The organism is Bacillus sp. SRB_8 (genome assembly GCF_003264205.1).
In the GTDB taxonomy this organism is placed as follows: Bacteria; Bacillota; Bacilli; order Bacillales; family Bacillaceae_G; genus Bacillus_A; species Bacillus_A mycoides.
Window position 1 is genome coordinate 334,779 of sequence record NZ_NADT01000019.1, and the last position, 15,368, is coordinate 350,146.

General features: G+C 34.0%; 13 protein-coding genes and 2 pseudogenes. 5 read left to right on the plus strand and 10 right to left on the minus strand.

Going from position 1 to position 15,368, the window contains the following annotated elements; genetic code table 11:
- Nucleotides 1–20 precede the first annotated feature (20 nt).
- The 9 genes and pseudogenes from B5P40_RS17205 to B5P40_RS17245 form a co-directional block, all read right to left on the minus strand.
- Nucleotides 21–617: a hypothetical protein gene (locus B5P40_RS17205; protein WP_002085820.1), complete on the minus strand. Its 597-nt coding sequence runs from the start codon at nucleotides 615–617 to the stop codon at nucleotides 21–23.
- 317 nt (nucleotides 618–934) lie between these two features.
- Entirely contained in the window at nucleotides 935–2,785 is a 1,851-nt protein-coding gene (locus B5P40_RS17210) for a hypothetical protein (protein WP_113709509.1), read from the minus strand.
- Complete coding sequence (locus B5P40_RS17215) at nucleotides 2,775–4,592, minus strand: AAA family ATPase (RefSeq protein ID WP_078176561.1); 1,818 nt, start codon at nucleotides 4,590–4,592, stop codon at nucleotides 2,775–2,777. The genes B5P40_RS17210 and B5P40_RS17215 overlap by 11 nt, the downstream gene beginning before the upstream one ends.
- Nucleotides 4,593–4,699: 107 nt before the next feature.
- On the minus strand, nucleotides 4,700–4,960 hold the full coding sequence (locus B5P40_RS17220; RefSeq protein ID WP_002085825.1) for a hypothetical protein: 261 nt from the start codon (nucleotides 4,958–4,960) through the stop codon (nucleotides 4,700–4,702).
- A gap of 76 nt (nucleotides 4,961–5,036) precedes the next feature.
- A complete protein-coding gene (locus tag B5P40_RS17225; protein ID WP_002085826.1) occupies nucleotides 5,037–6,464 on the minus strand; it encodes a basic amino acid/polyamine antiporter in 1,428 nt (475 codons plus the stop codon).
- Between the two features lie 213 nt (nucleotides 6,465–6,677).
- On the minus strand, nucleotides 6,678–8,189 hold the full coding sequence (locus B5P40_RS17230) for an ABC transporter permease/substrate-binding protein (protein WP_002085827.1): 1,512 nt from the start codon (nucleotides 8,187–8,189) through the stop codon (nucleotides 6,678–6,680).
- A 3-nt stretch (nucleotides 8,190–8,192) separates the two neighbouring features.
- A complete protein-coding gene (locus B5P40_RS17235) occupies nucleotides 8,193–9,140 on the minus strand; it encodes an ABC transporter ATP-binding protein (RefSeq protein ID WP_033709046.1) in 948 nt (315 codons plus the stop codon).
- 102 nt (nucleotides 9,141–9,242) lie between these two features.
- Nucleotides 9,243–9,800 carry a YdcF family protein gene (locus B5P40_RS17240; protein WP_078176560.1) on the minus strand — a complete coding sequence of 186 codons (558 nt, stop codon included), beginning with the start codon at nucleotides 9,798–9,800 and terminating at the stop codon, nucleotides 9,243–9,245.
- 63 nt (nucleotides 9,801–9,863) lie between these two features.
- A pseudogene (locus tag B5P40_RS17245) lies at nucleotides 9,864–10,427 on the minus strand (MFS transporter); the annotation flags it as partial.
- Nucleotides 10,428–10,736: 309 nt separating this feature from the next.
- On the opposite strand from B5P40_RS17245, the gene B5P40_RS17250 reads away from it, so the two are divergent.
- The 5 genes from B5P40_RS17250 (at nucleotide 10,737) to B5P40_RS17270 (ending at nucleotide 14,916) form a co-directional block, all read left to right on the plus strand.
- Nucleotides 10,737–11,567, plus strand: a complete 831-nt coding sequence (locus tag B5P40_RS17250; protein WP_002192940.1) for a hypothetical protein — start codon at nucleotides 10,737–10,739, stop codon at nucleotides 11,565–11,567.
- Between the two features lie 221 nt (nucleotides 11,568–11,788).
- A complete protein-coding gene (locus B5P40_RS17255; protein ID WP_002192941.1) occupies nucleotides 11,789–12,664 on the plus strand; it encodes a DUF3994 domain-containing protein in 876 nt (291 codons plus the stop codon).
- 54 nt (nucleotides 12,665–12,718) lie between these two features.
- Nucleotides 12,719–13,324, plus strand: a complete 606-nt coding sequence (locus tag B5P40_RS17260) for a DUF7018 domain-containing (lipo)protein (RefSeq protein WP_002192942.1) — start codon at nucleotides 12,719–12,721, stop codon at nucleotides 13,322–13,324.
- 426 nt (nucleotides 13,325–13,750) lie between these two features.
- Nucleotides 13,751–14,323 (plus strand): imm11 family protein, encoded by a 573-nt coding sequence (locus B5P40_RS17265; RefSeq protein WP_002192944.1) that lies wholly within the window; start codon nucleotides 13,751–13,753, stop codon nucleotides 14,321–14,323.
- A 140-nt stretch (nucleotides 14,324–14,463) separates the two neighbouring features.
- A complete protein-coding gene (locus B5P40_RS17270) occupies nucleotides 14,464–14,916 on the plus strand; it encodes a YrhA family protein (protein ID WP_002192946.1) in 453 nt (150 codons plus the stop codon).
- Between the two features lie 76 nt (nucleotides 14,917–14,992).
- On the opposite strand, the pseudogene B5P40_RS17275 reads toward B5P40_RS17270, so the two are convergent.
- Nucleotides 14,993–15,361: pseudogene (locus tag B5P40_RS17275) on the minus strand (N-acetylmuramoyl-L-alanine amidase); the annotation flags it as partial.
- Nucleotides 15,362–15,368 lie beyond the last annotated feature (7 nt).

The window sequence follows — 15,368 nt, forward strand, 5'->3', positions numbered from 1 at the left end:
CTATACATATTCATATATTCTCATTTTGTTAACATAATATTTTTACTGTATTCTGCAATAAGTGCCTGCGCATGAGCATTCCCTTGAATAATATCACGGAATTCTTTCAAAGAATACAGATGTGTAGCCCCTTTTCGAGCATGAATTCGCACTGGTACACCTTGTAAAGTATCATGAAACTGGAATGGACTATCTATCGGTTCGATTGGAAAACCGAGTGTAAGTAAATACATATACATTCTTTTTGTAACTGCTGCAATATACCATTCCGCTTTCGTCTCTAACGCATGCATAAATAAAATAGCTGCCAGCCTTTTGAAATGTCCTCTCCCCCGAGACGTTTTCGCAATACTTAACTTTCCTATTTCATACACATTTTTCAAATCTTTCACTAAATCATTTTTAGAAAACGGATAGAAAAACTCAGAATTTGATTGTTCAGGTACTGTAAACTTAATACATTCTACTGTACCAATATGATGTTCATCTTCTATTAATAAAAATCGTGATGGATTTAAATTACGTTCTACAAACATTAAGTTTCTTTCTTCACAAAAATCTCCCCACAGTTGCTCGAACCAAAAATGCTCTTCCTTTGTTTGAACACGCTGGAACATATTTAACCGCCTTTCCCATCGCCGCTCTGTTTTTGATAACGCTTTCACTTACTATCATATAAGAACAAATCTTCGTATGCAACTAAAAATATTTATGTCTTATTATATTCTGCAAAATGAATTAAATTCCTACTTATTAGTCATTAATACACATGCAAAACCCCTTAATTCCCCATACTGTTACAAACATAACAAGATTCAATTACTCTAATAAAAAAATGATAATCACTATCAAGTTCGAACCGTATAATGTGTCTTTCCGTACTGCATATAATTCTTCTTAACCTAAAGAAATCCTTCATTAAAAAGGATTTCTTTTACATTTTATTACTTTTTAACCATTTCTCAAAAATTTGAATCATCCCATGCTTCCCAGCCAACTTCTCTTCTCCTTGTTTCGTTTTATATGGATATAGTTGTAAAAACACTCCACATCCAGATTCAATTTTTTTACTATGCATATGGCTACCTGGATATACACAAATCACTTCATAAATCGCTCTTCGCTTAAAAATTCGTTTACCATTCTGTTCTTCTACATACTTAATAGACCAGTATTTATACATTTGCTCCGTTGCTTTCGTATTACCGACAGGCTGAAAAATATTGTACATAGGGCTGTATTTCACTTCGATAATAATAGAAGATTTATATACATACTTCTCTTCTTCCTTTACATAACAATCTAAACGAATATCCGGCTTCTTTGTGTCCTCTCCGTTATAAAAATTACTTCCTTTGCTTAGTGCAATAAGAGGGTGTGTTTCAATTAAATCATTAAACGCGACGTGCACTTTTATATCATCTCGATATAAAATCACTGTCGTTCCATCTTGTAATCCGTCTAAATAAAAATGTTCTTGTATTTGTTCACGAATAGGATTCTTATCTTCAAATCCGATTTGTTCTAATATAGAAATAACGATAAAAAAAGCGTAATACTCATACACTAAAAACGTTGGTTTATATACGAATAATAAAGATGGGGGTTGCTCCGTATGTTGCGGTAACAATTCTAAATGGTGGATTAATTGTTGATGCGGTATAGATAAAGTGTTCGAATTAATGGTAGCTGTTTCAGAAACTTCCCTCCAAAATGGAGAATACAATAAATTTCGAAAGTATTGCACACTTTCATATACGATATGAGCTAATATTTTATATTCTTGTATTTTCACAGAACTTTTCCGTAAATCTGCTTCTTTCAGTAAATGTAGATTTCTATATTTTTGTTTTTCCCTATCCGTCACGGATCCATTTCGTTCAATCGTTTTCATAATTGTTTTAACAGCTTGAAATTCATCTGACTTTTTCTTCTTTTCTCCTTCTAGTATTTCAATAGTTTTACGTACAAAAATTTCTGCTTCAAGTAAATAATAATAGAATTGCATCGTTTTAAATTTAAGAAATGCATTTTCAATACTATTTTTTTGCTCCTTAAATTTACGGTTGTAATATTTCGCATAAAGCTTTCTTTCTGTCATAATGGCAGTTTTTCTCGTTGTCTTCCGCGCTTTCGTTTCCCATTCATATTCGTGTACAAATTCCGCATTCGATTCTACTTTTTTAAAAATTTGTTTTATTCTTTTCATTTTTTGTGGCAACTTTCTTAACAATACCAAATAAGAAGAATCTTCAATATCGTTAAGTGCTGAGAAAGTTTTCTTGTAATAACCTCTATCTAAAATTAACTCGTTTAAAATTGACTTCACATAATCTTGAATCATTTCAAATTGGTCATCAAAAAAGTTTTTAGGAACCACTTGAAACGCACCATAATAAGTTTTATCTTCTATACGCACTTCAAAATGGTATAAGCCACAGCGCCACGGATAAAAAAATTCAGTTTTTCCATGTTCATACACTAATACTCTTTGTTTTTTTTCATTTAATTCATATTGTGACTCTTTTATATTCTTTTGTCCCTCATATACTTTATTCCATATGAATGTAATATCCATTGGATTTTGATAATGGAAATGTAATTTCAGTGGTTTTAATTCCTGTACTTTATAAATACATTGAACTAATGCTGTAGTAGACGTACAAAGCCGGTTTAAAAGGATAAAATCGCCTTTCCCCTCTGTACCAATAATTAGCTTCAATACAAACGGGAGCGTTTCTTTCGTATCGACGATTGCTGTTTCATAACGCTCCTCATTTTGCATAGCCATACAGCTCCAGTTCTCTACGCTTTTGTCTTATATAAGCTAAAGAATGTTCAAATGTAGATACACGATTTGCAAGCGGAGACTGTAAAAGTGGTATCAATGTCGCTCCCCTTTTTGCTTCTTCAGAAAGTAGAGGGCCCACTGTCATTTCTGTCCCCCTTAATTTCGTTAATACACGCTGCTTTATTTGCAAATCAAAACCTTCTTCCCTGCTAATCATATAGGACTGATTATTTTGGAACGGTATATTTTGCAAATACGTAGCAATTGCGCTTGCACATCGGAAAGAAATTCCTTTTGATATATCGTGTGATGATAATACATCATGTAACTTATCCAATAACTCTAATTCCTCTTCAGTATACACTTCGATCATCTCTTTATTCCTAAACCAATTGAGTCGAAATTCTCCCGTTGTTACTTTCAGCGGGGGTTGCTGAACAACTTTCTCATGTTCTATACTCATCTCGCAAAACGGAATTTTTTGTAATGTAATCAAATTTGTTCGATCTAATAATCGATCGGAAAGCTCTTTCGTCGTTTCATCAAAATTTACAGTGCCTACGAAAATAATATTCTCACCAATTTCCACTGAAGGTGGAATTTGATTTTCTATTTCTTGTACTTTCTCATACAAACTCAAAATACGATTTTTCTTTTCAAGTTGAAGAACGGATAGAAACGGAGTAAACCAATGCTCAATATGTGACATGTTCATTTCATCGAACACAATTATATACAATTGATTTGGATTTTCTTTAGCCTTTAACAATGTCCGAACTAACTTCGTTTCACTTTCAATAAAATTACCATTCGGATGAAGGTAACCGAGAATATCATGTGGTTCTTGATACGATGGTGAAATCGGAATCCAAATTAACTCTTCCCCATAACGTAACCCAAGTGATTCTGCATAAGCTTGCACAAAGCGTGATTTCCCAACACCTGGTATACCACCAACAATTGTTAACATATTGGTTTTAATACTAATGTGAAAATTATATATATCTGTATCATCCAAATATAACCCTTTATTACGAACCATACTTTGTACATACTGCAAAAAAGAGGATTCACGCTCATCCCATTCCCAGTCATCCTTTTGCATTTTAATATCTTCTACTTCAACTAACTTACCTTCTTCAGCAATTCGTTTATTTAGTTGGTCATACACATTTTCACTTACAAAATATAAATGATCATCTACTGCTATTTCTACATGTTTCATCCAATCGTTTATTTCAATATATTTGCATTCTTTTCTTTGCTCAAAATATGAAATTGAACTTATTGATGATTTTAACGATAAATTTCCATATAGCCTTCCTTCATGCCACAATAATTCTGGAGGCTCAAAGTCTTTTGGTAATTTAGGCATAAGAAATGATAAATAACCGTTGCTTAACTTCCGTTCCAAAGACGCTCTCTTTTTATAATTTGAGACCTTTGGTGAAGGAATCAATTTATATGAAGATGCTATTTCCCGAGGCTCTTCTGTGCATATTAATTCCAGAAATAAATTTCCACGATCATAATAAAGACGAAATATAACCAGTTGCTTTTCTAATTTATGCTTCTTTAAATCAGTAAAGATTTTTTCATTCTTTTTATTACTGCATAATCCTTCAAACAAATATTTTCCAGTCGGAAATAACTCTTGTAAAGTTAAAGGTATTGAAGAAAGACATTGTACAAAGAAATTTTCTCCATTCTTCTCTCCCTCAGCTTTTGCAAACTTCCCAATAAACCTCATATAATACATTCGCTTTATAAAACTTGGATGAAGAGCTTTATGTAATTTCAACGTAGTCACCTTCTTTTTTTCATACTATTCTTATTGTATGAACTACAATCTAAAACTAGAAATAAAAAACCTGACGTCATCCGTCAGGTTCAAAATTAAAACGTATATTAATGAGAAGGAAATGCTTTTTTTTCTTGTAAAATGGCATTATGAGCGATTTTCATTTTAGCAAGTACGTACCGTAATCGATCTTCGGCATTTTCATCTTTATTTTGCTGCAAACTCGCCAAATTCTCTACAGAACTCGCTAAATTTTCAATCACGCCTCGAAGTTCAGGATGATGATTAAAAAAAGATTCTTGTACTAATACTTTCCTTAAATCACTAGCTAAATCCATAATTCTAGACAACTGTTCTTTTTCTTCCATTTTCATCCCTCCTGAATATCTTATGTATTAAATATTCTCTAGACAAGGAAAAAAGCCCTTTAAATTAAAAGGACTTTTACATTTTTATAGTTCCTGTCAGTAACATATAAAGTGATGTAATAGCTGCAATAACAATTGCCCACATCACATATCGCTCTTTGCCTGCAAAACAACGATTCCCTTTTTCTTTTCTTGCAAACATATACACGAGAATCCCAATACCATATACGATTGAAACAAGCAATAAATTCTTTAGACCAGCTGCATAAATTAACCATACAGAGTATAGGGAAGCAATTAATGCTAACAATCCATTTTTTACTCTCGCAACTTTCAGCTCTTTCGTGATGACTAATTTCAATTGAAATAGCGCTGATAATAAGTACGGCAGTAATATAGATGTTGACGCAATAAAATACATAATTTGATATGTCGATTGTGAAAACAGAACGATTATAAATATAGTTTGGGCAACGATATTTGAAATCCACAATGCCATATGCGGCGTTTGTTTCTTATTTGTTTTCGTAAAGACTTTCGGAAACACGCCGTCTTTTCCTGCTACGTGAGAAATTTCAGAAACAAGTAAAAACCAGCCAATTAATGTACCTACAAGTGACGCAACTAATCCAATATTAATTGCCATTGCACCCCATGGCCCAACAACATGTTCTAATACATGTCCCATTGAAGGAGTCTCTAATACTGAAAGTTCTTTTCTTGTCATGGCTCCCATTGACAGAACAGAAATTAAAATATAAATAGACATTACTAAAATAAGTCCAAGTACTGTCGCTTTTCCAACGTCTCTACTATTTTTAGCTCTTCCTGATAATACAACTGCTCCTTCAACCCCAATGAACACCCAAAGGGTTACAAGCATTGTATTTTTCACTTGACCTAGTACAGAGGAAACTGAGATAGTTCCTTCGCCCCAAAAGTCATGTGTAAATGTATCCCAGCGAAACGCTGTTACCATCACGACAATAAATAATAAGATCGGAACTAATTTCCCAATCGTTGCGATAACATTCATAATGGAAGCTTCACGAATTCCAAATAAAATTAGAAAATGCAATGTCCATAATAAAAGTGATGCACCTACGATTGACGCAACATTATTTCCGCCTTTAAAAATTGGGAAGAAGTAACCTAATGTACTAAACAGTAACATAATTGTTGCAACATTTCCTAAAATCCCTGCTAGCCAGTATCCCCAAGCACTGTTAAAACCAATATATTCACCGAATCCAGCTCGTGCATAACTATAGATTCCGCCCTCAAGCTCCGGTTTTTGTCTTGCTAACGTTTGATATACGAGCGCAAGTGGAATCATTCCCATTGCTGTAATACACCAACCAATTATCGTTGCACCACTATTTGCTCCTACTGCTAAATCATGCGGTAAACTAAAAACACCGCCACCAACCATCGTTCCAACTACTAATGCGATTAACGGAAAAAATCCTAACTTCTTTTCTATTTGTACCACCCCATCTGTCATTCTAGGTGTTATGTTCGTTCAACTATTAAAGTCACCTTTTTCTCTAATAGACGTTTCTCTTATATTTTTTCAGGAAAACATTACTTATTCTAAAAGAAAATGAAGAAAAATGGAATACTTTTTTGAAAAAATGTATAAGTATGCACAAAAAAACCGTTCATTTTGTAATGAACGGTCATTTCATACATATAAAATTGTATATTTATTATAAAATTAACGAAGTAACTTCTCTTTTTGTAAAAATTGTTTTGCGACTTCTTCGCTACTTTTCCCATTCACATTTACTTCATAATTCATTTTTCTCATTTCTTCATCTGTAATCTTTCCAGATAATTTATTTAATACTTTTTCGAGTTCAGGATATTTCTGTAACGTCTCTTTTCTTAATAATGGTGCTCCTTGATAAGGCGGGAATAGTCCTTTATCATCTTTTAGCACTTTAAGCCCATATTGCTCCAATTCACTATCTGTTGAATATGCATCGATTACGTTAACATCTCCCGATTGTATTGCACTATAGCGCAGTTTCGGTTCCATCGTTTTAACATTTGAAAACTTATAGTTATATAATTTTTGCATTCCTTTATAACCATCTTCACGATCAGCAAATTCTAATGTAAATCCTACTTTAGCTTCCTGTGCAATTTTTCCTAAATCAGAAATTGTATTTATGTTATTTTGATCTGCTATTTTTTTCGGCATGGCTAGTGCGTATGTATTGTTATACTCCATTGGCTTTAACATAACCATATTATATTTCTTTTCCATTCCAATACGAGCTTGTTCATATACTTCATCACGATTTGTACTTTTCGGTTCTTCCTTCACGAAAGTAGATAAAGCTGTACCTGAAAATTCTGGGTATATATCTACTTCACCTGATTTTAACGCTTCGAATACAAATGCTGTTTTTCCAAGGCCTGGCTTTAATTCCACTTGTAAATCTGTATCCTGTTCAATAAGTTGCTTGTACATTTGAATTAATATTTCTGGTTCAGATCCAAGTTTACCAGCAATAACTATGTCTTTCTTTTCGGTATTCCAAAGAAATGGAGCAGCTATCATTACTACAACTATACATATCGTCAATATAACGCGCTTAGAAGAGCGTTTCGGGCTCTCAAGTATGCGAAGTACTATATCAAAGAATAAAGCGAGTAACGCAGCTGGTACGGCCCCTAAAATGATAAGCGCATGGTCATTTCGATCTATGCCTAATAATATGAGCTTACCGAGCCCACCAGCGCCTATTAAAGCAGCTAATGTAGCCGTTCCAACAATTAATACCATCGCTGTACGAATACCAGCCATAATAATTGGCAATGCGAGCGGAAGCTCTACCTTCCATAATCTTTTCCAGCTATTCATCCCCATAGCTCTCGCCGCTTCTATAAGTGATTCATCTAATTCCCGTATTCCTGTATATGTATTTCGTAAAATAGGTAATAGTGCATACACAACTAATGCGATTATAGCTGGCAGTTTTCCAATTCCTACTAACGGAATTAATAGTCCAAGTAAAGCAAGTGAGGGCACTGTCTGCATAACAGCAGAAGTCCCTATAATAAATTCAGCCATTCGTTCTTTTCTCGTTAATATAATGCCGAGCGGCACTGCAATAATTACTGCAAAAAATAGTGAAATAAGCGATATTTGTAAATGCTCACTTAATGCACTTAGCAATTCTACTTTTCGTTCTTGGAACGTTTGAATAAAATCAGTCACTGTTTAGCCTCTTTCCTTCATTTGTTCAACAATGTAATTGACAATATGACGACTTGTTAACGCTCCAACATATTGACCATGCTCTTCAACCGGCACTGACTCTTCAGTTTGTAAGCGGACTAGTGCTTCTTGTAATGACGAATGTAAAGATAAAGCATTCCCTTCAACTCGTATACCCTCGTCTAGCGGCAATACCTCTTCTATACTCTTCCCCTCATACCAAGGTCGTCCACGATTTCCAATGAACTCCTCTACAAACTCATTTTTCGGGTTATGTATAATTCCTTCTGGTGTATCTAATTGAACAACTTTTCCTTCTTTCATTACACAAATACGATCACCAAGTGATAAAGCCTCTTGCATATCGTGCGTTACGAACACGATTGTTTTTTGAATCTTTTTTTGCAATTGTACGATATCCTTCTGAAGCTGCTCCCTACTTAACGGATCTAACGCACTAAATGGCTCGTCCATAAGTACAATTTTCGGGTTTGCGGCTAATGCCCGTACGACACCAACACGTTGTTTCTGCCCTCCCGACAATTCATCTGGCATCCGATCACGATATACATCTGGATCGAGCCCAACCATCTGTAGCAAGTCATCGACACGTGCTTTTATTTCCTTTTTGGTCCATTTTCTCATTTCAGGGACAACTGCAATATTTTCAGCAATTGTCATATGTGGAAACAGCGCAATCTGCTGCAACACGTACCCTATATTCCAACGTAGTTCGTTTATGTTATATTGTTGAATATCTTTTCCATCGATTAAAATTGATCCTTCCGTCGTTTCAATTAAACGGTTAATCATCTTCATTGTCGTTGTTTTCCCGCAACCACTCGGACCAATGAGAACAAAAAATTCTCCTTTTTTAATTTCTAAATGCAATGAATCCACTGCTTTTGTGCCATCTTCATACGCTTTTGACACATGATTAAATTGAATCACAGACACAACTCCTTTCATGTTGTTTCCTTTATTTTGATGGAATATAGCATTCATTTCAAATGATACGCTTTATTATACAAAAAAAGAGCTCTCATTTGAGCTCTAACGGTCGAACAATATTGTTTTCATAATTGCAGCATATTCACGCGCATACGCTTTTTTCTTAGAGCGTCTCGGTGTTTCAGCAGCCAAAGCTTCCATCTTTATCCCTAAACGCTTTGCAATTATTTTCGTTCGATATAAATGATACGTATTACTTACAACTACCGCATGCTTTACATCATATAAATCCATACTAAACTTTAAATTTTCATACGTATTTGTAGAGCAGTCTTCAATTAAAATACGATTCTCATCTATACCATGTACCATTAAATAGTTTCTCATACTGTGAGCTTCCGGTATATCTTCATCTTCCCCTTGACCACCTGAAACAATTACTTTCACCTCAGGGTGAGCATGTAAATATTCCAACGCTATATCCAAACGATTTTGAAGAGATAAAGACGGTCTATCTCCAAATAACTTTGCACCTAATATAAGAACGTATGGAGAGTGATTACTCAATGTTTCACGAGCAACTTTATTCATTCGAAACGTCATATAAATGATGTATAGCGGAGGTAGTAATAAGATTATAAGCAATATCCATTTGTTCATAAATAAGTTAACACTCCCTTTCTTTTTATTATATAGAAAAAGAAAAGGAGGCAGAAGTATTTTTTAAACAATTGATTTATTAGACACATTCGCTTCCGTTTTACGTTTTGAAATTACATAATAAAAAGCAATCCCTAATGATAGGATCAATATACAGCTCAGTACGTAAAACGGGATCATTACCCCTGCTTTAGATACGCCTGCCGTAAACAACATTAATAATACAATTCGAATTCCTGTGCCAATTAATCGAAATAAGCTGTCCACACGTCCCATTACTTCGTTTGGGATTTCTTCCATCATCAATACATTTCTCGCCACTCGTGTTCCAGCATTTCCAATCGCATGGAAAATCGCTAGTCCATATAATAACATAATGGAAGGCTCAATAATCATTGCGGTAATTGAAATTACATAAATAACCATCGTCATAACGATTGAAATTTCTATTTTGACATATTTCATCATGATTGGAATACTTATTCCTGCAAGAACCGCTCCGACACCGTACATCATACCTTCAATTGCGTATACAGAGGCACTAGCTTTGAGTATATCTGAAATATATACTGGGATTAAATAATTTGCCATCATGACACCGATAAACGGCATATAAGTCGCTAGTAAAATACTTGCAGAAACAAATGTACTAAAAATCAACTAAACAGCCGATAAATCAACGTTTTTTATAACTATAAAAACCACAAATAATCGTTTGATTTTACACATTTGTTACCAAAACGTTACCACAAAACAAAAAAGCACAGCGTGTATAAGTAGTGCTACCAACACCCTTATACCGTCCGCCTACTCTCGATAGGCAAACACTTGCTGTACTCTTACGGACTATTTTACATTACGTAAGGGCTCCTTAGCAACAGTTTGCTTACATTTGGCATTCTGTTGCTTTTTTGTTTATACAAAGGGGCCTATATAATGAAGAAACGTATCGATGTTATCGCAACTAAAGAATCCTTCCACAACTTATCATCATTCACTCATGTAGAAGAACTAAATAAAACTGTACGTACATACAGAGACAACATCCGTATGTCTATTAAGCGTACTGACGTACAATCTAAACTTATTACATTACTTGAAATTTTAAAGCGCCACAGCTGCAAATACGTAGGTGTTAGTTTCCTATGCAAAAATAGAATAGCTGAAAAGATGGAAGTTTCATATAAAACTGTACAACGTTTAATGAAGAAGCTTGTGGATCTAGAGATGATTAAACAAGTAGCAATGAAACGCACAAAGGATATGCTTCAAACTTCTAACGCTATTATCATTCAACCAATTGTGGAAGAAGTGTCCAACAAGGTAGATACAAAAAGCCCTACAAAGTGTCCTACCATTAAAACAACCCCTGTTTCCTTAAAACAAAATATAAAAGATAAAAACAAACGTAATAGTAATGAAAATATCACTACACCTGAAGAAAAAATTAAAGAAGCTGATTTTGTTGCCCATTGGGTACCAGAACGTTTTATTTCTCTAGTTAGCTCTTTCTATTCTGAATCTAAAACAATTCAAGAACTGTGGAAGGTCGTAAGACAGTGTAATAAAACTACTAACTTCTCTACAGGTGATAAAGCATTTACTAAAGACCAGGAGCTTACTATAGGCTTAAAAGCTATTAAAGAGTTTGTTATGAAAATTAAATCCGGAGCAAAAATGAATAAGGGTAAATTCGCTTACTTCAACGGTATTGTAAATAACTTAATGGATAAGTTCTACTTTGATAGTGAGTTTATGGGAGCATAAAAAAAGCCCCCAAGCACTAAACGTTCGGGGGCGAATAAGGGCAAATTTGGAAGAAAAACATGCAGAGAGGGATTCTCTACAACCGTAATACATTTTTTCATATTGTTAAAACACTCAAAATTTCTCTTAAGGATGGAAAATCTTTATATCTTATTTATATAATTTATGTTATGGTACAATATGTTAATTAATTACAATACTTTCTAAAAGGAGGATACATAATGAAAGCAAAGAAACTAGTAAGTTTAGCACTTCCAATCATGTTACTAGGGGGTTGCGGAACAGACAATACAGAAAAGAAAGCAGACACGAAGGTAGCAAAGATAGAAGTAAAAGCAGAGGATAAGGAAAAACTATCATTAGAAGCATACCCTTCAAAAATGTCAAACTTACATTATGAGTTAAAGATGAAAATGGAAGAAGTAACTGCAATAGCAGGAAGTAAAGACAAGGATGTAAAAAAGCAAAACAAGGAAACCCTAAAAAGTGTAGATGAACTACAAGAAATATTCGTTAAGTTTTACAAGGTAGACCCACCAAAAGAGTTTGAAGAACAACATAAATCTGTTTTAAAAGCAATAGACTGTTATAAAGAAGCGTTTGACACACAATTAAGTCTAGCAAAAAGTGGTTCTGTAACAAAGAAGGAGACGGAAAAATTAAAAGACTTAATGTATAAAGGTAATGACTACTTAGAAGAAGGTATGGAACCAATTGAGAAAGCTGTAGAACATACCAAAACACCAAGCGCTATCCCTTTATCAAAAGACGGTAAAGAAATAGTAGGTGAATGGGGTAGTTATGTTGGTGACAAGTTTACTAAAGGAACAGAGTTCCGTCAAGATGGTACATACACTATATTTGATGATGTAGACAACACACCTTATGAGAACTCACATATGGATGGAAAATGGTCTTACAATGGAGACACAAGAGAAATGACATTAACGATAGATGAGTTTGTAAAAGACGGCAAAAAGGCTGAACCTGGTGAAATGAAACAATCTATGATTTATAAAATGGAGAACTTTAGTGGTAGTGAATACAAAATGGTGGGAGACGATGGTAGCAAAATGCACCAAATAAAACGTAGGTAATAGACAATAACTAACCTGTATTACATAGAAACAATTCATAAAGGGGTTTTACATATGATACGAAAAATACTAGTATTCGGACTTATAGTTCCTGCTCTCTTGTTCGTTCTTGTAGGTGCAATAGCTACTTTAGGAGTCGGGGAAACATCGGTATTGATGAGAGTAATACCCATAGTAGTACCTGTCCTTCTACTAACATGGATAGTAAAGAGATACACGAAAAAGAAAACTAACAACATCGCAGTAGTCGAAAGAGTATTTGAAACAGACGAAGATGGTAGATTAACGAGTAAAGTAGACTATGTTTTAAAAGTACAAAACATATCTATGGTTTGGACACAAGCACAAAAGAAATTCGTAGAATTAGAAAAGAAAGACCCTACATTCATTAACACTCACGCTGAGTTAAAGCAGGTAGTAAATGAATTTAAGTCAGCAAACAAGAAATTAAGAGAAATTAAACCACCAGTAGAGTACGATAACTTACAATCAGAGTTATCTCAATCTCTAGTTATTTTTGATGAAGGGTTAGACATAATGGTAGATGGGTTTACAACATTAGATGAAACAAAGATTAATAAGTCAGGTGAACTGATTGATGAAGGTAGTGACGGTCTTATGGAGTCACTTGGTGTTATTTTAAGCTTAACAAAGTCGTAAGACGGATAATAGGAAATCAAATAAAGGGGATATAGCAATGAAACGTAAAATATTAGCAGTAGCGTTACCAATTACTTTGGCATTAGGGGTAGGTTGCAGTAAAGACAATGCAGAAGAAAAGAAGACTGATAGTTTAAAAGTAGTAGTAGATTATTAAACTTCTATACTTGACTTAAGTAAAGCGTTAGAAAGCAAATTATCTACAGAAGAATTAAAAGAGTTACTTATGTAATGCTAAAGTTTAATACATAGTAAAAAAAGCCGACTCAATTAAGAGCCGGCACTTTTTATGCTTACTATTTAATTTTCACATAATAAGAACTTGCTGTAATATAGAACACATTACCTCTACATATAAGAGAAACTATTGAAGGGCACATTACAACTAAATACGCCAAAAAATAAATGACTTTTCAGGAGGATACAATGAAGATCTGGGAATTACGAGGCTCTGTTAATGATTATGAATCTTTTCAACTACTAAATTTTGATCAAGACCATGAAAAATATTTTGATGAAAAAATTGATTTGGCAATAAAGCTATCTGATTCATGGGGAGAAATTCTTGTTGAATGTGTAGAAGGAGATAACCATAGTGATTGTCCTATGTTCTGGGGGGAGCTTGGCACGCCAATGGTTAGTAGAAAGGCAAAAGAGGTATTAGAACCTCTAATTTGCAATAATGTTGAGTTTCTTCCGCTAACCCATGATGTTACAGGTGAAGTTTATTACCTAATAAACGTTTTAAATACAATTGATGCAATTGACTACAATAAAGCAGTTTTTGAAAAACTAAGTACAGGATTAATAATAGGTTTCGAAAAATACGCATTTTTGCCTAATATAGTTGAAGGGCAGATAATATTTAAAACCTATTTAAATCAAAGATTACACTCCTCTACTGTTTTTGTATCTGATGAATTTAAAAATACGGTTTTAGAAAGTGACTTAAAAGGCTTTGAATTTGTAGAGGTATGGGATTCGGAATCAAATATGTAAAAGAAAGTCCTAAAATAACTGATAGGAGTTAACAGCATGGACGCAAAGGTTTCAGAAATTCTAAGAATGTTAAACAATTATGAGGGAAATGAAAAAGAAATTTTTGAACAGATTCAAGCTGAAGCAATGGTGAAATTTATATGTGGAAAAATCTGATTTTAGAAATTGAAGATATACTGAAAAGTGTTAACTTTAATCTGAACACACCAGCAACAGATACTGAAGTTCATAGATTAAGAGAACACGTGAAAGAGAAATTTAATGTTGATTTACCGAGTGAATTTGAGGAGTTTATTAAAAACGTAAATGGTTTAGATTTTGGTGGACTAGTTATTTATGGAGTCGACCCCTCTTTACTAGAAACAGAAAGAAACGAACCGATTTGTGGATTTATAGACACGAATGAGATTTGGTATGAAAATGAATTTCAAAAAGAGTATCTTTTCTTTGGAGATTCAAGTATTGCGTGGTTTTGTAAAAACTTATCTGACGGTACTTACTTAGAACTTGATAAACCATCTGGCACAGTGATGAAAACATACAATGATTTCAATACAATGCTGGAAGAAGCATTGAAAACAGCACTTCTTTAATATGGGGTATCAATATGAATAAGGTTACTTGGATTGGAATAAGTAAAAAAAGCCGTCATAATGACGGCTCTTGTTTTTACTTAATAGTTACATGTTCCTCACGAATCCAACGATTACCACCAATATCTATTGCGTCGCCAACTCTTCCCCAAATACGATAAGGAGTAGAACCGTCAATATTTCCACCATGGTTAATACATTCTGGCTCACTATGAACTGCAATCCCCCAACCTACAGGATATTTAGAATGCGCATAGAACCATTTCACATCAAAATGTTTTAGGTAAGCCCACTGCTTTTCATTCCCAAGGCAGATCATGTCTTTTTCTCCACCACCCCAGTATCCTTTCTGGATTAAGTAAGGGATTTTTTGTGTGATACGTCCAGCAAAAATAGGATCAGCAGGATTTTCATATAGATTCACACCATAACCATCATCACATTTATTATAA

Coding starts and splice junctions, on each gene's coding strand:
- B5P40_RS17270 (WP_002192946.1), top strand. CDS start 14,464: ATGTGGAAAAATCTGATTTTAGAAATTGAAGATATACTGAAAAGTGTT.
- B5P40_RS17265 (WP_002192944.1), top strand. CDS start 13,751: ATGAAGATCTGGGAATTACGAGGCTCTGTTAATGATTATGAATCTTTT.
- B5P40_RS17255 (WP_002192941.1), top strand. CDS start 11,789: ATGAAAGCAAAGAAACTAGTAAGTTTAGCACTTCCAATCATGTTACTA.
- B5P40_RS17225 (WP_002085826.1), bottom strand. CDS start 6,464: ATGACAGATGGGGTGGTACAAATAGAAAAGAAGTTAGGATTTTTTCCG.
- B5P40_RS17250 (WP_002192940.1), top strand. CDS start 10,737: ATGAAGAAACGTATCGATGTTATCGCAACTAAAGAATCCTTCCACAAC.
- B5P40_RS17240 (WP_078176560.1), bottom strand. CDS start 9,800: ATGAACAAATGGATATTGCTTATAATCTTATTACTACCTCCGCTATAC.
- B5P40_RS17260 (WP_002192942.1), top strand. CDS start 12,719: ATGATACGAAAAATACTAGTATTCGGACTTATAGTTCCTGCTCTCTTG.
- B5P40_RS17205 (WP_002085820.1), bottom strand. CDS start 617: ATGTTCCAGCGTGTTCAAACAAAGGAAGAGCATTTTTGGTTCGAGCAA.
- B5P40_RS17220 (WP_002085825.1), bottom strand. CDS start 4,960: ATGGAAGAAAAAGAACAGTTGTCTAGAATTATGGATTTAGCTAGTGAT.
- B5P40_RS17210 (WP_113709509.1), bottom strand. CDS start 2,785: ATGCAAAATGAGGAGCGTTATGAAACAGCAATCGTCGATACGAAAGAA.